Origin of the sequence: Pectinatus cerevisiiphilus (genome assembly GCF_004341685.1) — a bacterium.
Lineage (GTDB): Bacteria > Bacillota > Negativicutes > Selenomonadales > Selenomonadaceae > Pectinatus > Pectinatus cerevisiiphilus.
In genome coordinates, this window is the sequence record NZ_SMAA01000004.1 from 144,618 (window position 1) to 165,675 (window position 21,058).

The 21,058-nt window shown below is 37.1% G+C and carries 17 protein-coding genes; 5 read left to right on the forward strand and 12 right to left on the reverse strand.

Annotation, left to right across the window (positions count from 1 at the left end):
• Positions 1-57 precede the first annotated feature (57 nt).
• Both EDC37_RS03795 and EDC37_RS03800 read left to right on the forward strand, forming a co-directional pair.
• Positions 58-1,959 carry a heavy metal translocating P-type ATPase gene (locus tag EDC37_RS03795; RefSeq protein WP_132548077.1) on the forward strand — a complete coding sequence of 634 codons (1,902 nt, stop codon included), beginning with the start codon at positions 58-60 and terminating at the stop codon, positions 1,957-1,959.
• Positions 1,960-2,145: 186 nt separating this feature from the next.
• Positions 2,146-3,510 (forward strand): MATE family efflux transporter, encoded by a 1,365-nt coding sequence (locus EDC37_RS03800; RefSeq protein ID WP_132548079.1) that lies wholly within the window; start codon positions 2,146-2,148, stop codon positions 3,508-3,510.
• Positions 3,511-3,624: 114 nt separating this feature from the next.
• Here the strand turns inward: EDC37_RS03800 and EDC37_RS03805 are convergent, their stop codons facing one another.
• From EDC37_RS03805 to EDC37_RS03840, 8 genes are all read right to left on the reverse strand, one after another.
• Positions 3,625-4,425, reverse strand: a complete 801-nt coding sequence (locus EDC37_RS03805) for a Cof-type HAD-IIB family hydrolase (RefSeq protein ID WP_132548081.1) — start codon at positions 4,423-4,425, stop codon at positions 3,625-3,627.
• A gap of 23 nt (positions 4,426-4,448) precedes the next feature.
• Complete coding sequence (locus tag EDC37_RS03810) at positions 4,449-7,319, reverse strand: sigma 54-interacting transcriptional regulator (protein ID WP_279388537.1); 2,871 nt, start codon at positions 7,317-7,319, stop codon at positions 4,449-4,451.
• 299 nt (positions 7,320-7,618) lie between these two features.
• A complete protein-coding gene (locus EDC37_RS03815; RefSeq protein ID WP_132548085.1) occupies positions 7,619-8,659 on the reverse strand; it encodes a 2-hydroxyacid dehydrogenase in 1,041 nt (346 codons plus the stop codon).
• A 35-nt stretch (positions 8,660-8,694) separates the two neighbouring features.
• On the reverse strand, positions 8,695-9,579 hold the full coding sequence (locus EDC37_RS03820) for a class II fructose-bisphosphate aldolase (RefSeq protein ID WP_132548087.1): 885 nt from the start codon (positions 9,577-9,579) through the stop codon (positions 8,695-8,697).
• A gap of 13 nt (positions 9,580-9,592) precedes the next feature.
• Positions 9,593-10,621 carry a 2-hydroxyacid dehydrogenase gene (locus EDC37_RS03825; RefSeq protein WP_132548089.1) on the reverse strand — a complete coding sequence of 343 codons (1,029 nt, stop codon included), beginning with the start codon at positions 10,619-10,621 and terminating at the stop codon, positions 9,593-9,595.
• A gap of 96 nt (positions 10,622-10,717) precedes the next feature.
• Complete coding sequence (locus EDC37_RS03830) at positions 10,718-11,200, reverse strand: PTS sugar transporter subunit IIA (RefSeq protein ID WP_165874445.1); 483 nt, start codon at positions 11,198-11,200, stop codon at positions 10,718-10,720.
• Positions 11,201-11,221: 21 nt separating this feature from the next.
• Positions 11,222-12,496, reverse strand: coding sequence for a PTS transporter subunit IIC (locus tag EDC37_RS03835; RefSeq protein WP_132548093.1), 1,275 nt, complete (start codon positions 12,494-12,496; stop codon positions 11,222-11,224).
• Positions 12,497-12,528: 32 nt separating this feature from the next.
• Positions 12,529-12,843: a PTS sugar transporter subunit IIB gene (locus EDC37_RS03840; protein WP_132548095.1), complete on the reverse strand. Its 315-nt coding sequence runs from the start codon at positions 12,841-12,843 to the stop codon at positions 12,529-12,531.
• Positions 12,844-13,268: 425 nt separating this feature from the next.
• On the opposite strand from EDC37_RS03840, the gene EDC37_RS03845 reads away from it, so the two are divergent.
• The 3 genes from EDC37_RS03845 to EDC37_RS03855 all read left to right on the forward strand — a co-directional run bounded on the left by EDC37_RS03845 (position 13,269) and on the right by EDC37_RS03855 (position 18,151).
• Entirely contained in the window at positions 13,269-13,661 is a 393-nt protein-coding gene (locus EDC37_RS03845; RefSeq protein WP_132548097.1) for a bacteriohemerythrin, read from the forward strand.
• 354 nt (positions 13,662-14,015) lie between these two features.
• Entirely contained in the window at positions 14,016-15,110 is a 1,095-nt protein-coding gene (locus EDC37_RS03850; protein WP_132548099.1) for an efflux RND transporter periplasmic adaptor subunit, read from the forward strand.
• On the forward strand, positions 15,107-18,151 hold the full coding sequence (locus EDC37_RS03855; protein WP_132548101.1) for an efflux RND transporter permease subunit: 3,045 nt from the start codon (positions 15,107-15,109) through the stop codon (positions 18,149-18,151). Before EDC37_RS03850 ends, EDC37_RS03855 begins: the two co-directional genes overlap by 4 nt.
• A gap of 136 nt (positions 18,152-18,287) precedes the next feature.
• Here EDC37_RS03855 and EDC37_RS03860 read toward each other — a convergent pair whose 3' ends face one another.
• The 4 genes from EDC37_RS03860 to mce form a co-directional block, all read right to left on the reverse strand.
• Entirely contained in the window at positions 18,288-18,665 is a 378-nt protein-coding gene (locus EDC37_RS03860; protein WP_132548103.1) for a biotin/lipoyl-containing protein, read from the reverse strand.
• A gap of 55 nt (positions 18,666-18,720) precedes the next feature.
• Positions 18,721-18,873: a hypothetical protein gene (locus tag EDC37_RS12260; protein ID WP_165874441.1), complete on the reverse strand. Its 153-nt coding sequence runs from the start codon at positions 18,871-18,873 to the stop codon at positions 18,721-18,723.
• A 9-nt stretch (positions 18,874-18,882) separates the two neighbouring features.
• Positions 18,883-20,412 (reverse strand): methylmalonyl-CoA decarboxylase subunit alpha, encoded by a 1,530-nt coding sequence (mmdA, locus tag EDC37_RS03865; RefSeq protein ID WP_132548105.1) that lies wholly within the window; start codon positions 20,410-20,412, stop codon positions 18,883-18,885.
• 200 nt (positions 20,413-20,612) lie between these two features.
• Positions 20,613-21,026 carry a methylmalonyl-CoA epimerase gene (gene mce, locus EDC37_RS03870; RefSeq protein WP_132548107.1) on the reverse strand — a complete coding sequence of 138 codons (414 nt, stop codon included), beginning with the start codon at positions 21,024-21,026 and terminating at the stop codon, positions 20,613-20,615.
• Between the last annotated feature and the right edge of the window lie 32 nt (positions 21,027-21,058).

Below are 21,058 nucleotides of genomic sequence, written 5' to 3' on the forward strand. Positions count from 1 at the left end.
ATAGGGGTATATGTATTATATACATATACCCCTATGGGTTTAGAAAGGCGATGTAACATGATACCCCCCAAAACAATTCTCCAAAAATTTATAACCAAAGACATCTTATGCCTTATCATTTCTGCGCTCTCTTTACTTTTCAGTTTTTTTGCTATCATCCCTCTTCCCTTTAATGCAGCCTGGATAGCTATTATCCTATGCGGTATCCCAATCATCAAAGAAGCGTTCTCCAGTTTAATTTCTTCTTTTGATGTTAAGGCAGATCTCTTAGTGTCAATAGCTTTAATTGCTTCCGTAATTATAGGTGAATTTTTTGCAGCCGGAGAGATTGCCGTTATAATGAAATTAGGCAGTCTTCTAGAAGATATGACAGTAGCCAAAGCTCAGGCCGGCATAAAAAAATTAGTACAGTTAACACCACAAACTGCCCGGAAAATATCAAACGGACAAGAACTTATTATCCCCGCCAAAGATGTTTGCCTCGGTGATATTTTAAGAATTTTACCAGGAGAAACCATTTCCGTCGACGGTAAAATCATACGGGGTGAAACATCCGTCAATCAGGCTGTTATGACAGGTGAAGCATTACCTGTTGATAAAGGTGCCGGCGATAAGGTACTAAGTGGTACAATCAACCAATTTGGTACTTTTGACATGCAAGCTACACATGTCGGTGAAGATAGTTCTATACAGCGAATGATCCGCCTTGTTCAATCTGCTGATGCCGGTAAAGCAAAAATTGTCAGCCTTGCAGACAGATGGGCTGTATGGATAGTGGCAGCTGCACTAATCACGGCTTTACTGACCTGGATTATCACGGGGGAAATCATACGTGCCGTAACAATACTAGTAGTTTTTTGTCCTTGCGCCCTGGTTTTGGCTACGCCCACAGCGATAATGGCAGCTATTGGTAACGCGACAAAACATGGTTTTCTCATCAAAGCCGGAGACGCTCTGGAAAAGCTGGCAATGACTTCTAAAATTGCTTTTGATAAGACTGGAACATTAACATACGGGCTGCCCCAGCTTATTGGTATGCAAAAATTTTCTTCTGCTTATACGGAAGATGAGATCTTTTTATTTGCAGCCAGCATAGAAGCCCGCTCTGAGCATCCATTAGGAAAAGCTATCCTCGCAGGTTATACCAAAAGTTCTAATCAAAATTTACTGGCTTTGGAAAAGTTCCAAATATCGCCTGGCCGTGGTTTACAAGCCGTCATTAACGGTAAACATATTATTGCCGGTAACATGCGAATGCTCTCAGAATGGCAAATAGATATCAAAAAAAGTCATAGTGATTTTATACAAAAATATTTATCTAACGGTTGCACTCTTGTATATTTGGCAATTGATAACGAACTTATCGCTTTTTTCGCATTGACTGATACGTTGCGCCCTGACGCAAGCCATATTATTACCAATCTGAAAAACTTAGGACTTACCTCTATTCTTTTGACTGGTGACCATGAAAGTGCCGCCCAAAATATCGCCGCCCAAATATACATAGATATAGTCCATGCCAACTGCCTTCCTGTGGATAAATTAAAGCAAATCGATCTTTATCAAAAAACCGGTAATAATGTCTGTATGGTCGGCGACGGCATTAACGATGCACCTGCCCTAAAAAAAGCCTTCGTTGGTATTGCTATGGGTGGTATTGGTAATGATATAGCCATGGATGCCGCAGACATCACACTTATAAATGACAATATCAAAGAACTTCCCCATTTGTTACATTTAGCAAAAAAAATGATGTTAACCATTAAACACGATCTAATTTTTTCTATGCTGCTTAATTTTATTGCTATTGTTCTGGCAGTAACAGGTATTCTAAATCCCGTTGTTGGCGCCTTAGTCCATAATGCAGGTTCTGTACTTGTAATAATAAATTCTTCTTTACTACTAAATTGGCGGGAAAATAAGAACTATACCTATCCTTCTGCAAAAGAACAGATTTAATTTTTTAGTACCCACTCACAATTGTAAATTTTTACATGAATAATACATGATTTTGTACATATTAAATGAAGTTCGTCATTCCTTGTCTCTTGTCAAAAGATATAGTCTATGCTATCATCAGTTCTGAGCAAAAAAATGAGGGCTGCCCTGCGCAGCTCTTATTTTTCTGAAATGAACGGAGGCACTATGAAACGAACTTATACCTATAAGCAAAAGACTTTGCAGTTTTTTGCTGTACTGTTACCTATTTTTATAACACAACTTTCAATTGTTTCAATAGGTTTTTTTGACACTATCATGTCAGGACATGCAGGTGAACAGGAATTGGCTGGTGTCGCGATCGCTACCAATCTCTTCTTCCCATTTTTCAACAGCAGTCTTGGCATTATTTCTGGGCTGACACCATCTATAGCACATCTTTACGGAGCAAACGAAAAGGGTAAAATCCGTTTTATCGTCCAACAAGGATTCTATTGGGCCTTATGTCTAGCTCTGATTTTCATTATTGCCGGTTTTGCACTGGTCACGCTGCTTGTCCCTATTTTGAACCTTGAACCACGTGTAAACTATGTTTTTACTCATTTTTTATTGGCCATTGCTTGTGGCATCTGCCCTATTTTTCTATCGGCAGTTTTAAGAAATTTTATTGATGCACTTGGTTTTACCAGACTTACTATGTGTATCACGATATGTACTGTTCCCATCAACATCTTTTTAAATTATCTTTTTATTTTCGGTTCATGGGGATTTCCTAGCATGGGTGGTGTTGGTGCAGGGATAGGATCAGCCATCACATATTATATAAACCTACTTCTTAATGTACTAGTCGTAACTAATATAAAACCTTTCAAAGATTATCACATCTTCAAGCAATTCCCGTTACCTTCTTTAAAAGAATGGAAACGGCAGCTTAGCATAGGTATCCCTATAGGGAGTACTATTTTCTGCGAACAAAGTATATTTGGCGCAGTAGGCCTTCTGATGACTGTTTATGGTACCGTTGTTATTGCCGCCCATCAGTCAGCGCTTAACTTTACTACAATGGTTTATATGATTCCCTTAAGTATAAGTATGGCATTAACAATTTTAGTTGGCTATGAACTCGGCGCAGGCCGATATAATGATGCAAAAAAATATAGCCGGCTCGGCCGAATAGCCTCTTTTATTTTCGCAACCAGTATTGCCACTACTCTAATAAATTTCCGTATGGGAATAGCTTCACTATATACTAATGATCCATCTGTAAAAGCGTTTTTGTCAATATTTCTAATGTATGCAGTTTGTATGCAGCTGTCTGATGGTATAAATGCTCCATTACAAGGCACTTTACGCGGTTATAAAGATGTCAAAATAACTTTTTATCTTGCTGTATTATCATACTGGCTGCTTGGCCTTCCTATTGGCTGGATTTTAGCTGTCCAGCTTAAGCTGGGGCCTTATGGTTATTGGATAGGTTTAATTGCCGGCATCTTAAGCGGTGCTGTTTTATTAGCACTTCGCCTAAAAGTCGTAGAAAAAAAATACTTAAAAAAAATGACCGGTTCTTGCTAAGGAATCTCTAATTATTTTTCTTCTACCTATAAGACGATCGTATTTTACTCTTTTCATTTATATAACTATATAATACAAATACTCGCTGTAATAGATTTTACTACAGCGAGTATTTTATATTTTCAACACTTTCTTTATTGCAGCAGCCACTCCATCATTATCACAATCTGCTGTCACAAAAGTTGCTTTTTCCTTAACTGTGTTTTTAGCATTCCCCATTGCTACTGATAGACCAGCATAAGCAAACATTGGTAAATCATTATCGCCATCTCCCAGCACCATTATTTCTTTCTGGTTAATGCCAAGATATTCTGCCAATAATTTTAAACCAGTCCCTTTATCTGTTGCAAGGGGTGTAATATCTATTGTATAGCCAGTATTTTGCTGAAAGGAAACATATTTACCAAATTTTTCTTCCAGTTCCGCTAATATATCTACAGGCAATTTTTTATTATCCCGTAATATAAACTGCGTTATTTTATGGGTATATTTTTTATATGCTTTTCCCGTTTCTATAAAATTAAGTGTTTTAACAGTAATATAATCAGGAAACATCTTCCACGAAAAATATGGTGCCAGATTTTTTATCCCTATATACCAACTACAATATACATCATTTTCGAAAAGGAATGCCAAAAGGGCTTCTGCTACTGTATCATCTATATATTTTTCATAAATCAATTCGTCTGTATCAGCAGTTCGCACCATCCCCCCATTACATGAGATAACGGGTACTTTACTATGGATTTCTCTGCCAAAAAATGCAGCACAGGCATGCATTCTTCCTGTAGCTATTGATACATCTACATCTTGTTCAGCAGCCTTCTGCATCAAATTAATGCTTGTCTCACTAACTAATTTCTGGCTGTTCAAAAGAGTTCCATCCAAATCACTGACAATTAATTTTATCGCCATACATATCCCACCAAACTTTCACATTATTTATATGCTTTTCTAATCAATTCAACAAATTCTGCTTGTTTTTGTATAGATAAAAGTTTTTCAACTTTCTCCTTTTGCTTAAGGATCTTAAAAAGTTTATTTATAGCATCAACATCTTCGCTTTTCACTGCTGGCATACATATCAACTGTGCGCTATTACCATTTTTATCCCAATGCATTTCTTTTTTTAACACAGCAAAAATTATAACCGATTTGTTTACAAAAGATGGCATCCCATGCGGTAGTGCTACATTGTTTCTAAAATAAGTGCTGCTCATAGATTCCCGTCTCAACACAGAATTTATATACTCGAAGCTTACAAAGCCTTCATTGCATATAAGTTTTCCCATAGTTTCAAGTACTTCCTTTTTAGTTGCACCTTCTAATCCAATTAATACAAATTTTTCTCTGATTAATGTATGTGCCAACCCACTGCCATTTTTCTTCAGCAAATAATCAAGAAACATTCGTTTATCTTTAGTAAAATTATTATCATAAGGTATAAAATTTAATCCTTCTATTTTAGGATTAATTGTTCCAACAATGGCCAAAATATTATATTGTTGTTTCAAATTATTTATCTTGATCTTCACATTATCATCCATTATGCTCATAGAAAATATATTTACACCTGCATAATACCGTGACAGTACATTTTTTATTTTTAAAGCTACACCGTGACCTGTCAAACACATGCTTATCAATGCTGGTTCTTTATCGGAATTTTCTACTGTTACAAGAGAATAATTATGTTTAGAATTTATGATATCATAATATATATTATCTAATGATTCTTCTGATGCATCAGCTTTACGCACTGCTTCCAACACAGAAACTAAATCCACTCTGTCAATTGTCCGTGTCTGCATTCCTGTCCTACTATGCACTATTTCACCAATACTAACCAATGAACCCATATCTACGAAAAATAATATTCCTTCTTCTGCATTTAAAGATTTTGCAAGTTCAACCACTTGTTCAAATATTTTTACAGGATTTACATCAAGCGGCATATCTATTGCTATAGGAAAATCGACATTAAGCATTTTTTTCACTACATTAACCATTTCTGTTGCTACTTTGCCATGCGAAATGGTAATTATGGCAATACGATTTCTTCTATCTGGGGACTTCATTAGTTCATGTATATATATTGCAATAAAACCAATTTCCCCTTCGGGTATTTCGATTAATTTTCTTTCAGCCAAGCGTTGTGCTAATTGACTAGCCAATTTAAATTCATCAGCAAAATTTTTCTTAATATAAAGAAGATTGGGGTTCATTATTTCTTGTTTAAACTTTATTCTTTTTATAGCTTCTTCCAAATGTATAGCTAAATAAATTAATACTTTTTCATTTATTGGTTTATCTGGTTGCTCTTTTCTTACAAAATTCAAAAATTCTTTCAACAATTGAATAATCGAACTATCTAAAAGATATTTTAGTTCATCAAGCGACGATATATTTCTATTTTGAGAATCCAATCGTATTTTATCAAAATATCCCAATAAAAAATTCCATATTATCTCTTCTGTCTTTTCATTAGAAATACTAGCGTTTTTTAACTCATAGTATTTATTTTCTATTGTTTCATATATATCTTCTGGTAATGAATATTGATTTTTAGTTGTGAGCAGCGAATCTTCTATTTCGTCACTATTAGGAATAAACAAAGCATCATTAAATCTTATATTATTTTTTTGTATGTTTATATCATAAAAAAATTTTTGATATAAAATTTCATTAAAACCTATATATATTTCTTCCCTTTTATTATTTATCTTATCAACATATGCATTAGCACAGGTCACCTGTATCTCACTTTTCATCTGACCTATATTTCCCGTATATTTTTTAAAAGCAAATGCTTCCATTATTTTAGCATTGACTAAAATTTTATAATTTGTTCTGTTTGCCTCTTGTTGGAAAAAACCATGTATCAATTTTATTTTTTCATGTAAAGACCGATCTTCCAGTGAGGGTAATTCTATAATCATCGGAATTCTTCTTCTAAATGTCAAAAGAAGCGACGATTCTATATTCTCTGTAGTTGCTCCAATAAAATATATGTGCGCTGTTCTTTCTGTATTAACCTCACCCATACGTCTAAACTTCCCTCTATCCAAAATAGAAAATAACATTTCTTGTCCTTTTGGCGGAAGCCGGTGTATTTCATCTAAAAATAGCATTCCATTATTTGCTCTTTCTACAAGCCCTTCTGTATCTTTATCAGCTCCTGTAAAAGCTCCCTTTTTATAACCATACAATATTGATACAAGCAGTTGGGGATTATCACTATAATCAGCACAATTTAACAAAACAAACGGTGCTTCTGCTTCTAAGACTTTTTGCTTCACTGCATATTTATACATATATTCGGCAAATAAAGTCTTTCCTGTCCCACTTTCTCCCACAATAAGGGTAGGTAAGCCAAAAGGTGGATATAAAATAGCCGCTTGACCTTGTTTTATATTTTTTAACAGACTGCCCTTGCAGCCAATTAATTTTGAAAAAACATCTTTTTCTTCTGTAAATTTTTCTGTATTATTCTCTATATCATTATTTTTTCCTTCATTCATAAGGTCAGATATATATGTTCTTGATATACAGATGCCTCTTTCTGTTAATTTACTTACAAGGCTGCCTGCACTTATATTTGGTTCACTCATTTTTATTGCGCTGATAGCAGCTTTAACAATCTCTTTTTTCCTTGTACGTGAATTGGGTATGTTTAGCTCTTTCCTTATCCCAGTGACAGTTTCGCGTAAAACATTTAATTTTTCTGCCAATTGTTCATCTGTAAGTGGATTTTTTTTATTTTCAGTCTTAATCATAGCCATCAGCTTATCCTTTAAATTCACAGTCACTATGCAACCTCCTTGTCATTAATTAATTTTTCTCATTTTTCTGTTATATATTTTTCAATTTTTTTACTTTTTCCATACTTAAGAAAACAAAACTAAATTATATACTACAACAGTTAATAGTAAAAGTACACAATATACAAATTTATATTAGCAGAAAAGGCAAGGTTGTATATCTTACAAATACACCTTGCCTTTTCACTCAGTAAAAATGGGGGTTATGCTGTGTAGAGTAACAACTACTGCAGCTTAGTTATCAGGCAGTCAACGTCACAGTTTAACTGCCCAGGAAACCTAGTTTATCAATTACGAACATTCAACATTTGTTTTCCTGTCAAATAGCGTTTGAGATCCTCTATACCAATTTCGACGGAATTACGCATAGTATCACATGATGTGCCTGCTAAATGAGAAGTAAGGGTAATATTATCCAACTGCAGATAAGGATGATTTTTAGGTAATGGTTCTTCATCATAGACATCTACTGCTGCGCCTCCTATGCTTCTGTTTTTCAAGGCATTTACCAGTGCATCAGTATCTACTAATCCAGAACGGGCTGTATTGATAAAATATGCTGTTTTTTTCATTTTCGCTAATTGCTCAGTCCCAATGAAATGGTGTGTTTTTTCTGAAAGCCGCAAGTGCACGCTCACGAAATCAGCTGTTTTTAATAATTCATCAAGTTCAACAAATTTTACATTAGTATCTGTAAATTTATTCTTATCAATATACGGATCATAAACAATAACTTTTGTACCAAATCCTTGTAATCTTTCTGCTACTCTTTGTCCTATATAACCAAAACCAACAATTCCAGCAGTCATTGTACGCATATCATGAATATATTCCTGATTTACATATTTTTTACACCACTTACCTTCAAATATAAGTTTATGACTACGGGCAATATTTTTATTTTCTGCAATCATCATACCTACAGTAAAATCAGCTACTGCATTTGCACTACGCCAAGGTGCATTTATAAGTTTTACTTTTTTTTCTGTTAAGGCAGCAACATCAGCATTTTCATAGCCACCGCGTAATACAGCTGCAACCTTTAAATTTTTACAGGCATTTATTACTTCTTTATTTATAGAAGCTACATGCACTACAAGAATATCTTTATCTGCACAATGTTTAAGTAATTCCTGGCATGTAGGTGCAGCATCCACCCCTCCATGTTCTATTAACAACATACGGTCTGTTATTGGCCCCATTGCATACATATCTTTATCTTCAATTATTGATACTTCGGCACCGTATTGTTCCAAGTCATGCATTTGTTCCATAAGGTCTTTAGTTATACCACCATCTGCCACGCAGAGAATTTTTGTCTTTGCCATTTTTATCTCTCCCAAAATATTTTCTTCGTCAAATTTCATGCTTTATTCGTAGAACCGACCAAATCAATTTTCGCAGCGACTACTTTCTTTAAGGCTATTAAAGGTTTTTCATTAGCATTATGGGGCCATATAGCTAAATGTTCAGCCGCGTTCAATTCATCTTTCATCGTACCGTAAAAAGCGGTAAGCATTTCTGAGAATATATTTAATTTGCATATTCCATTTTGTACTGATTCTTTTATTAATGCATCTGGTGTCCCCGAACCACCATGCATTACCATTGGTACAACGGATATTTCATTTAATGTCTTTAATCTATCAAAATGAATTTTAGGCTTATATACATATATACCATGCGCTGTTCCCACTGCTACCGCGATACAATCAACCCCTGTAGCATCAATAAACTGCTTAAGTTCATCTGGGCGCGTCAAAGAATCTTCTGGTTTATCAAATGTATCTTTCTTAGGTGCACCGATTTCACTGCTTCCTACTATTCCATCACCTACATGTCCCAGTTCTGCTTCGACACTAACATCAAATTTATGGGCATAATCAACAACAGTTTTCGTCTTTTCGATATTTTCCTTTAATGGAAGCATTGATCCATCAATCATTACAGATGAAAAACCTGCATTTACGCATTTTTTTATAAATTCCACATCAGTTGCATGGTCTAAATGAATACATACTGGAACAGATGCTTTTTGCGCTATTTTTCTCAAACTATAAAGCCAATAATCCAACCTGTCGCCTTGTAAATCCAGACATAATCCCATTAAAATAACAGGGGATTTCTTTTTTTCAGCCACTTCCACTACGGCAAGTGCCATCTCAAGATTACTTACATCGAACGCTCCTACTGCATATTTGTTCTTGCGGGCATCGTTGAGCATTTCCTTTAAACTAACTAGTGACATAAATATTCCTCCATTATTTATTTATGATATATTCAGATGATGTATCACCTGACAGGAACGGCAATATTTCTTTTGCCAGCAAATACGGTGAATGTAAAAAGGCATCTGTCGTACTTCCGGCTAAATGAGGTGTTATTGTGACATTGGGCAGCGTTGCTAACGCATATTCCCTAGGTAATGGTTCTTTATCAAACACATCCAAAGCAGCACCGGCAATCCTATTATTGTGCAAAGTTTCATACAGTGCCTCTTCATCGACTAATCCAGAACGAGCTGTATTAATAATATATGCTGTTGGTTTCATCATATTCAGCAGCCTGGCATTTATCATATGTTTTGTATCTGCAGTCAAGCGGCTGTGCAGCAATAAAAAATCAGCATTTTTTACCGTATTTACTAAGCTATCCGTCTTTATATACTCTGGAAGTCCTGCTGCAAATGGATCATAAGCAATTATATTCATATCAAAAGAATGCAATCTTTTCGCAACCTTTTTTCCTATTTGCCCAAGACCTATAATACCTGCTGTTTTATTCGCTAAATCCGGTATATATGCTTTATTCGCATATTTGCGTATCCATTTCCCGTTTTTCAAGTTGGTATGACTTCTAGCTATATTACGACATTCAGCAATAAGCATTCCCACCGTAAAATCAGCTACTGCTGAAGAATTTCTCCCCGGTGTATTATAGACAAGAATATTTCTCTTAGTTGCTGCTGCCAAATTAACATTTTCACAACCACCACGCAAAACGCCTATTACTTTGAGATTTTTACAAGCATCTATAACTTTTTCATTAACAGGGCAAAATTGTGTAATAAGAATATCTGCATCTTTTATCTGTTCAATCAACTTATCAGGAACTATATATGCTTCACTGCCTTGTTGTTCTATTTGTAGATTAATCTTCTGCAGTTCTTCCTGATTCTTTAATTGCCAGTCAACAACAGACAAATCTATATTCTTATCCTTAAAAATAGCAAAACCTGCTTTTATATACTGTGCGGGTATAAGCAAATCTCCTATTCCGATGACTTTCATTTAAGTAAATCCTTTCATAAACAACAAACATTAATAGATGGACCAAAAGACTAACTAATTGATTATATGCACTGTTCTTATATCTGCATCATTAAGCTATTGTTGTATTTGCAATATATCCTTCAAAAATATTTCTCGCATCTGCATCTTTGATCTAAGCGCATGAAAACTGATTACATTTTGCTGTTGCTTGAAATAATTAACTATATTTTTTAAATAATTCAAATGATTATTTTCACCTTTCAATGCCAGCATGAAAACTATGCCTACATCTATCTGTGAACTATTGTTGCCCATTTCCGCAAACTTTACTACCTGGGGCAGCACAGCTACCACAATAGCTTCTTTTAAGACATTTTCCGGATTAGAATGTGGGACTGCAATACCTATCGGTTTTGTCGCTAAACCAGTTGGGTAATTATCTTCACGATCCAGCGTAGCCTTACAATAAGCTTCATTTACGTATCCTTTTTCAAATAGATCTTTGGCCAGAAGAGAGATTACTTCTTCCTTTGTTTTTACTTCATTTAATATTGCTGCATCATAAAATATATCTTCTGTCTTGCCTACGTTACCCATATTCTCCATCCCCTTAAACGTTTAAAAACCAAATATCCATGAGAACACTTTATAAACTATAACCAATGCTGGCGTACCAGTAGCATCCCATGCGGACAGAGCTCCTTTTGATGCATCATATCCTAAGCTGCCTGCTAATTGGGTCATTGGTCCGGCCATCAAAGTAGCACCCCAGCAGAATAGTGCAACAATGATTGACAAAATGATAATATTATGCAAAATATTTCCTTCAGTAATTGCATTAACAGCAGCACTTTCCCAAAGGACGATAATTAAACTTACCGAAGCAATCATTTGATTTCCCGGCAATAAAACTGAAATTATCAAAGCTAATGGATACATAATTAACGTTGTCGGTACTACTGCCGAATGGCCAATAACTGTAGAACAATCAAGTGCTATTCTGACATCATCACGATGCATTTTGCTTACTAATATCTTTCTTGCTGCTTTGATGATAGGAAACCAACCTTCAACAAGAATAGATGCCATTCTTGGCAGTAAAAGAAAAGCGGCAGCCATTTTTACACCTAAGAGCAGGGAAGCCATAATCCCTATTTGGCTAAAGAGTCCAATTAATATTCCCAGCACTGCCCCCATAACAGTAGTTTCACCCAATACACCAAATTTTTCCTGTATAGTTTCAGCGTTAAAAGTAGCATCTTTAATCACCGGTATTCTCTTCAATACCCATTCAATAGGAATAGCTATACATGCCTGAAAAGAAAAATGTGTACCATGCGGCCATGATCCGCCTGGTGGAAAATTATTGATTTTTTCTATATAAGGTGCCGCAATATCCGCAGCTTTCACATCTATTATCAAAAAAACTACAACAGCTACAGTGGCTATCCAGAAGTTACCACTTACTACTCCTACCATACCAGCGAGCAGCATGGCACGCCATGTATTAAATACATCCACATATAATGTCTGTGTAAAACGAATAGATACTAGGAAGATATTCAAGATAAGAAATACCAGTACCCCGAAATATCCATAAGTATTACCAAAGGCATAGCCCAGACAACCCCAGCCTATATCAACTACACTCTTATTTATTCCGTACAAAGAAATAATATTAAGAATAGGCTGAACCATAGCTGTTTGAATAAGATTCACTACTAAAAATAAACCTGTCAACCCGATAGATACTTTTAAAGCACCTAAAATAGCTTTCTTAAATTCAACGCGTACTAGTATTGAAACGATAAGGATTATTCCGACTATTGTGACTGATGAATCAAAACCAAAGAATGTGGATAATCCTTTTGTAATAATTCCTATAAAATCCATACTCATCACCTCTGTCTATTTACTTATTCATCTTATTCCTTCATAATTTTTTTGACATTATCCATAATTTCATCTAATGCTTTTTTAGCTGCAGCGTCATCTAACATAACACCTAACGCCCTAATCATAGGCACAGAATAATCACCATTCATTTCTACAGTAGTAACGAGCAAATCCATATTACCACTGGCAAGAGTTTCTTCTACATCTGTAACTCTGCATAAAGTAACGCTAACATCTTTACTCAAACCTTCTTCTTTTAAACGATCTTCAATTTCTTCCCTTAAATAATTTGACGTACATATTCCCGCACCGCAACAACAAAGAATTTTTACTTTTTTACTCATAATTCATTCATCCTCTTCTTTTATTTTGTAAAGCTAATGCTAAATAGAGCAAATCTCATGCCAATTACAAAAAAAACATTGTTTAGCCCTGTATTTACTGAATATTTTTTTACAATATTTTATGGTAAATTACATAAACAACATCTTTTTTACAAAACTTGTCAATTTCCACAACAAAATCTTCAATATCAATATTACCAAACAGGTAGATATAATTGATTATAGCTAATTCCTTATTTTTTTAATTGAAGTTTATCTTTTTATTATATATGGGAACTTTGTTACACTATATTTGTACAATATGATATTAAAACTGATAATTAAACTACTTTAATTAAATTTACTGTCAATAAAAAATATTACTTTTTACCGTAATTTATGATAATATAGAAAATATTCACTACTAGGAAAAGGAGTTTTCATTCATGCATTATGAATTTACTGATGATTATCTAACCGGAATAGAATTCATCGACCAGGAGCACAAAAAGCTATTCGACATTGCTAATGAAGCCTATGACCTTTTGACCAATAATTTTATCAATGATAAATATGACCGCATCCTAAATCTCGTTGTCGAATTACGGGAATATACGATTATCCACTTTGCTGACGAAGAGAAATATATGGAAAGTATTCAATATCTTCACCGCTTCAGCCATAAAATTGAACACATGAAATTTGTTGAAAAATTAAACTCCATAAATTTAGAAAAAATTGATGCCAACCAAAAAGACAGTATTATAGATCTTCTTGGTTTCTTGGTAGAATGGCTACAAAACCATATAAAGAAAAAAGATTGCCGCTTAAGAAAGTGATTTTTACAATAGATGCTAAAAAACACCCTGTGACGCAGATAGGAGATGAACCGCCTCCCATAAGCTAGCTTTTGAAGTCTAACTTATGGAGGGCACAGTTCAAGAATCTGTTTTGCAGGGCATTTTTTTGCAACTATCCTTTCCATTTATATCATAATAAGTCAATTTCCTTTTAGTATCTTGTACAATCTAGTATAATATTATTATATAATTTAGTATGAAGGTATTTATTTTATTAAAGCTTTACATATTAAATGTATGATATACTTATGCAAATTGACGAATATTTTATACCTTACTTGAAAACAAACGCTTTTTATCTGGCACTTATTAATTTAACATAGGGGGAATTTCATGAAAAGCTGCGTCATCAAATTTTTGTGTCTGGGATTAATAACGGTTCTCTTGATTGCAGGTTGTGGGAAAAAAGAAGAACCTGCATCCACTGCACCATTGGTAAAGACTCAAAAAATAGCTGCGGATAATGATACAGATTCCGCCACTTATGCAGGTTCTGTGCATGGGCGTTACGAAACTAATTTATCATTCCAAGTGGGCGGAAAAATTTTACAGCGTGCTGTCCAAGCCGGAGATTTTGTCCATGCCGGTGACGTATTAATGACAATAGACAGCAAAGACATCGTCCAGCAAGTTAATCAAAGCGAAGCCCAAACAGAAGCTGCCTATGCTGAATTGCAGCTGGCAAAGGCAAATCTCACGCGTTATCAACAGCTGTATGCACAGGATGCTATACCCCAAGCTTCACTTGATCAATATCAAACAGCTTACGACTCTGCTCTATCGGCTTATCAGCAGGCAACTGCCCATACTCTGCAAGACCGCAATTCATTATCCTATACAAATCTTATGGCTAATGCCGACGGTGTCATTTCTACAATCAATGCAGAAGCAGGACAGGTTGTTACCGCTGGACAAACGGTGATGACTCTCGTCCAAACGAATGAGCTGGAAGTAGAAATAAATGTTCCTGAAAATGATATCAAATCTCTCAGCCAAGGAATGCACGTAACGGTTTCTTTTTGGGCCCTTGCTGATTCCACAGTTGATGGTATAATTCGTGAAATATCACCAATGGCAGACCCAACAGCACGCACTTACCGTGTCAGGATTTCCCTTCCCCAGCCACCTGCTGAATTGAAACTTGGCATGACGGCAAGTGTTCTCTGTTCTTCAACTTCCGCTGACCAAAACACTTACTTATTACCACTTTCCGCCATATACCAAACAGGTGATACACCAGAAGTATGGATTGTAGCTGATGATAACACAGTAGCCTTAAAAGAAGTACAGGTTTCCACTTTCGATGAAAACCATGTAAAAGTGTCTGGACTGGATAAAGGTGATGTTGTCGTAACAGCAGGTGTGCAAAAGCTGCGTGATGGCCAGAAAGTCCGACTTGATGATAGTACGGAAGGTGATAATTCATGAGAAACCTTACTGAATTATCTTTAAAAAATAAGGACTTAGTTTGGTATTTTATCATTGTCGTTATCATTGCCGGTATTTTTTCTTATAGCAAACTGGGACGCATGGAAGACCCTGACTTTACCATAAGAGAAATGGTTGTTTCAGTCAGCTGGCCAGGAGCTACTGCCAAACAAATGGAAGAACAAGTGACCGATAAGCTTGAAGAAAAACTACAAGATACACCCGGTCTTGATTATTTAAAAAGTTCCTCTCGCCCCGGCCTATCAATTATCTATGTAACGCTTCGCCAAGATGTCGACAATTCCAAAATACGTGATACTTGGAAAGAAGTCCGCAATCTGTGCGAAGACGAAAAACAATACCTTCCTGAAGGTGTTTACGGTCCTTTTTACAATGACCGTTTTGATGATGTTTTTGGCTCTGTTTATACTGTCAGCGGTGATGGATACTCTTACGAAGAACTGCGCCAGCATGCTGAACGGATACGGCGTCTTCTCCTTGGTATTTCCAGTGTCCAAAAGGTAGAACTGCTCGGCGTACAGACAGAAAAGGTTTATATAGAAGTAAGCAATGTAAAACTTGCTGAGCTTGGTATAAGCCCACAGACTATTGCTAACGCGATAAAAACACAAAATGAAATCACGCCCTCTGGCATGATTGAAACATCTTCTGATAATGTTTATCTTCGTTTTAGCGGGATATTTGATAACCTTGATGATATCAAAAACCTACCCGTCAATGCCAATGGAAAAATATTCCGCTTAGGAGATATTGCTAAAATTGATCGTCGCTATGCAGATCCGGCTGACCCTAAAATGTTCTTCAACGGAAAACCGGCAATTGGCATTGCTGTATCAATGGAACCAGGTGGCAATATCCTCACGCTTGGTAATAACCTCAATACTATGTTGGAAAAAATAAAGGCGGATATGCCTCTCGGTCTTGAAATCAATCAAGTTTCCGACCAACCGACTGTCGTTAAAGAATCTATAGGGGAATTTGTAAATACACTACGCGAAGCGATTATCATCATTCTTGCCGTCAGTTTCTTAAGTCTCGGCCTGCGTACCGGTCTTGTTGTAGCCGGATGTATACCGCTGGTACTGGCTGGTGTTTTCGTGATGATGTATATATTTGGCATCGACCTGCAAAAGGTGTCTTTAGGTTCGCTTATTATTGCATTGGGACTGCTTGTTGATGATGCGATAATTGCTGTGGAAATGATGAGTGTCAAACTTGAAGAGGGACTTGACCGCTTTAAAGCTGCCTGTTATGCATTCGAGGCCACGGCCAAGCCGATGCTTACCGGTACACTGATTACCTGCGCTGGTTTTATCCCAGTTGCTTTTGCCAAAGGAATGGCTTCCGAATTTTGCAAAAGTCTTTTCCCGGTAATAAGCATTGCCTTACTCATTTCATGGCTTGTCTCCGTAATGGTTGCCCCACTATTCGGTTATCATCTCATACGTGTTAAACCACCGACCAATGGCACAGGGAAAACTGCACCATACCAAAATAAATTTTATTCACTTTTCCGTAAAATTCTTACCTGGTGCCTACAACACAAAAAACCTGTTCTCGGCGTAACTATATGTATATTTGCCCTTTCTATTTTTTCTCTGCGCTTTATTCGCCAGGAATTTTTCCCGCCTTCCCTGCGGCCAGAGATAATTGTGGAAATGCAGCTGCCAGAAGGATCATCCTTAAAAGCCTCTGAAGACACTGCAAATAAATTTGCCACCTTCTTAAACACGCAAACAGACAATATTAAAAACTTTTCCTATTATGTCGGCGAAGGAGCCCCTCGCTTTGTCCTGACTACAGACCCGCAGCTGCCAGCTGATAATTACAGCCAATTCGTCATTGTTGCCAAGGACGTTGACACACGTGAACAGTTGGCAGAAACAATCAATAAAGAATTAGCTGATAATTATCCAAATGTACAGGGTAATGTCAAATTCATCCAGACCGGGCCGCCAGCCGATTACCCTATAATGCTCCGCGTATCCGGTTATGACGAAGACAAAGTGCGCGGTATCGCAGGTAAAGTAGCAGATATTGTTGCCGCCGACAGCAATAATGAAGACGTCCATTTTGACTGGAATGAAAAGAACAAAACCATGCATCTGGCGCTTGACCAAGATAAATTACGTGCAATGGGAATATCCGGCCAGTCTGTGGCACAAATGCTTTACACCGAAATTTCTGGTGCATCGGCTGCCCAATATTATGCAGGTGACAGAACTATAGATATCATGCTCCGCATGAATGACAGCGACCGGCACAGCCTCGCTGACATAAAGAACCTTCCTGTCTATCTTGGTGCTGCTGGCTATGTTCCTTTACAGCAAATAGCAAAGATCAGTTATGATGCTGAAGATGGACTCATATGGCGCCGCAATTTGCAGCCTACCATCACAGTTGAAGCCAATATTAAAGAAGGCACTGCCAACGATGCCGCCCAAAAAGCTTATAATGCCACAAAATCACTACGTGACTCATTACCGCTTGGTTATAGCATAGAAGCCGGTGGATCGCTTTCCGACAGCAACGATGCCGTCCAATTTCTCCTAGTTCCCCTTCCCGCTATGATCTTTGTCATCATGACACTGCTGATGATCCAGCTCCGGAACGGCAAGCTTGTGATACTGACCTTGCTCACTGCCCCGCTAGGTTTAATAGGTGTAAGCTTCGGTATGATTTTGCTGGATAAAGCTATGGGGTTTGTTGCACAGCTGGGTATACTAGCCTTAAGTGGTATGATCATAAGAAATTCTGTCATCCTTATTGATCAAATCCAAAAACATATCGCCGCTGGTGAAACACCATGGGATGCTATCATCGACTCTGCCATCCTTCGTTTTCGCCCGATCATGCTTACTGCGGCAGCAGCTATTCTGGGGATGCTGCCCCTCATGTCCAGTACTTTCTGGGGACCTATGGCCGTCGCTATCGCCAGTGGTTTATTGGTAGCCACTATACTCACATTGCTCATACTACCAACGATGTATGCAGCATGGTACAAAGTGAAAAAACAGTAATTCTAGTAATTACTGACACATAACAAAAATAGAGTTCCTTCCGTTATACAACGGAAGGAACTCTATTTTAATTACTTGGGGACAAACAAAATTCTATTAATAAGAATCTTATTTTTAAATTATTTCAGCAACGAAATCAGCCGAGAATAACCATTGCTTCGCCAGCTTTAACGCTTTTACCAACTTCAACGTTAACTGCTTTAACTGTACCAGCTGCAGGTGCTGTGATTTCATTCTGCATTTTCATAGCTTCAAGGATAAGTACAACATCGCCAGCTTTAACAGCCTGTCCTACAGAAGCTACAACTTTAGTGATTTTACCAGGCATTGGAGCTGCTATGGTTGTACCACCTACAGGTGCTGCGGCTGGAGCTGCAGGAGCTGCGGCTTTAGGTGCTGGTGCAGAAACAGCAGGTGCTGCTTTAGGAGCTGGTGCTGCAACGGCAGCACTTTTTACTTCTTCAATTTCTACTTCATAAGAATTACCATTCACAGTTACGTTAAATTTTTTCACAAGATATTCCTCCATAAACGTATTTCTTTTTATTTACAATAATTCATCTAAGAACTCAGACTGCATCGCGACGGGCTGCCATAATCCAACCTTCATGGCGTTTAATGCTAATAGCCCTAACTTTTCTGCCCAAGGCAGCTTCAAGAGCTGCGGTAATGGCAGCAACAACTTCTTCGCTAACTTTATTATTTTTTTCCATCGATTGCATACCTCTTTATCATAATGGTACATTACCATGTTTTTTAGCTGGACGATCTTCGCGCTTGTTAACCAGCATATTCAGTGCTGTAATAATGCGTGGTCTCGTTTCCCGTGGTTCTATTACCATATCAACATAACCACGTTCAGCAGCTTTATAAGGTGTAGCAAATTCTTCTATATATTCAGCTGTTTTTTGTTTTACATCTGGATCTCTGCGGAAAATGATATTAGCCGCACCAGCAGGTCCCATTACAGCTATTTCAGAAGTAGGCCAAGCCATTACTTGGTCAGCCCCTAAATCACGGGAACACATAGCCAAATAAGAACCACCATATGCTTTACGTGTGATTACTGTAATCTTAGGTACGGATGCTTCACTGTAAGCATACAGCATTTTTGCACCATGACGGATAATACCACCGTATTCCTGATCAGTTCCTGGTAAAAATCCCGGAACGTCAACAAGGTTAACGATAGGAATATTAAAAGCATCACAAAAACGAATAAATCTTGAAGATTTATCAGAAGCGTTAATATCAAGACAACCTGCCATTATGTTTGGCTGATTGGCAATAATACCTACACTGCGTCCATCAAAATGAGCGAAGCAGGTAATAATATTTCTCGCAAAATGTTCCTGTGCTTCATAAAATTCGCCATTATCAACCAACATACGGATAACGTCTTTCATATCATACGGCATGTTAGGATTATCTGGAATTACTGTATTAAGTCCGTCATCCATACGGGAAGGATCATCACCCGTATCTACATGCGGTGCATCATCCATATTGTTACTTGGTAAAAAGCTTAACAAATAACGGATTTGCTGTAAGCAATCTTCTTCTGTATCAGCTGCAAAATGAGCAACCCCGGATGTGCTGTTATGCGTCATAGCACCACCGAGCTGTTCAGCAGTTACTTCTTCAGCTGTAACTGATTTTATAACAGCAGGACCGGTTATAAACATCTGGCTGGTATTTTTTACCATGTAAATGAAATCTGTCAAAGCTGGAGAATAAACTGCACCACCAGCACAAGGTCCCATTATTACAGATATCTGTGGAATTACACCTGATGCCAATGTATTTCTAAGGAAGATTCCGCCATAACCGCTCAATGCGTCTACAGCTTCCTGGATACGTGCTCCGCCTGAATCGTTAATGCCGATTATAGGGGCGCCCATCTTCATGGCCATATCCTGAACTTTCCATATTTTCTTTGCGTGCATTTCACCGAGGGAACCACCTTCAACGGTGAAGTCCTGTGCAAAAGCATAAACCAGACGGCCATCAATCGTACCGTAACCGGTAATAACACCTTCACAAGGAAGATCTTTCTTTTCCTGACCAAAATTGGTGCAACGGTGCTTTACGAATTGGTCAAGTTCAACGAAGGTTCCTTCATCAAACAATAATCCAATACGTTCACGAGCTGTCAATTTACCTTTAGCATGCTGTTTGGCAACACGTTTTGGCCCGCCGCCTTGCATATTATGTTCACTTTTCGATCTCATAAGATCGATTTTTTCCTGAACTGTGGTCAAAATTATACCTCCCCATAATTTATCTCAAAAGCTGGTTTTTCAAAGATAAAATATCAATTCTCTTTGCTGTATAGAGCACCCTCCCCGGTCTACATCTGCATGCACCATAAACGCCGCCAGCCAAGCATTTTGTACATTAATTTAATTCAACCGGGATGGGAACAAAAACAACTAAGACCTTAATTGGTTCTTAGTAAAAATTATTTTTTACGCTGACAAAGTTCGAGCAATACGCCGCTTGCTTTCGGATGAATAAAAGCAATAGAAGATCCGCCTGCACCATAACGAGGTTTTTCATCAATCATGCGTACACCTTTAGCTTTAAGGTCAGCGATAGCATTTTCAATATTGTCAACACGAAGAGCTACGTGCTGTATTCCCTGGCGTCCGCCATTTTTAGCAATAAATTTAGCAATAGGGCCATCTGGTGAGGTTGATTCAAGCAGTTCTACTTCTGCTTCACCTGTAGGAATAAAAGCTGTCTTAACTTTTTGTTCAGCAACTTCTTCTTCACCGGTGCATTTTAAACCAAGGACATCAGTATAAAATTTCTTTGCTTCTTTTAAATCTGGTACCGCAATACCAATATGATCTACACATTCAACTTTAAACATTGTATAACCTCCTAATAAACTTTGTTTATTAT

Bases quoted from the DNA above. Each gene is read 5' to 3' on its own strand.
- EDC37_RS03850 (WP_132548099.1), top strand. From the start codon at position 14,016: ATGAAAAGCTGCGTCATCAAATTTTTGTGTCTGGGATTAATAACGGTT.
- mce (WP_132548107.1), bottom strand. From the start codon at position 21,026: ATGTTTAAAGTTGAATGTGTAGATCATATTGGTATTGCGGTACCAGAT.
- EDC37_RS03820 (WP_132548087.1), bottom strand. From the start codon at position 9,579: ATGTCACTAGTTAGTTTAAAGGAAATGCTCAACGATGCCCGCAAGAAC.
- EDC37_RS12260 (WP_165874441.1), bottom strand. From the start codon at position 18,873: ATGCAATCGATGGAAAAAAATAATAAAGTTAGCGAAGAAGTTGTTGCT.
- EDC37_RS03800 (WP_132548079.1), top strand. From the start codon at position 2,146: ATGAAACGAACTTATACCTATAAGCAAAAGACTTTGCAGTTTTTTGCT.
- EDC37_RS03855 (WP_132548101.1), top strand. From the start codon at position 15,107: ATGAGAAACCTTACTGAATTATCTTTAAAAAATAAGGACTTAGTTTGG.
- EDC37_RS03835 (WP_132548093.1), bottom strand. From the start codon at position 12,496: ATGGATTTTATAGGAATTATTACAAAAGGATTATCCACATTCTTTGGT.
- EDC37_RS03830 (WP_165874445.1), bottom strand. From the start codon at position 11,200: ATGGGTAACGTAGGCAAGACAGAAGATATATTTTATGATGCAGCAATA.
- EDC37_RS03805 (WP_132548081.1), bottom strand. From the start codon at position 4,425: ATGGCGATAAAATTAATTGTCAGTGATTTGGATGGAACTCTTTTGAAC.
- EDC37_RS03815 (WP_132548085.1), bottom strand. From the start codon at position 8,659: ATGGCAAAGACAAAAATTCTCTGCGTGGCAGATGGTGGTATAACTAAA.
- EDC37_RS03825 (WP_132548089.1), bottom strand. From the start codon at position 10,621: ATGAAAGTCATCGGAATAGGAGATTTGCTTATACCCGCACAGTATATA.
- EDC37_RS03795 (WP_132548077.1), top strand. From the start codon at position 58: ATGATACCCCCCAAAACAATTCTCCAAAAATTTATAACCAAAGACATC.
- EDC37_RS03840 (WP_132548095.1), bottom strand. From the start codon at position 12,843: ATGAGTAAAAAAGTAAAAATTCTTTGTTGTTGCGGTGCGGGAATATGT.
- EDC37_RS03845 (WP_132548097.1), top strand. From the start codon at position 13,269: ATGCATTATGAATTTACTGATGATTATCTAACCGGAATAGAATTCATC.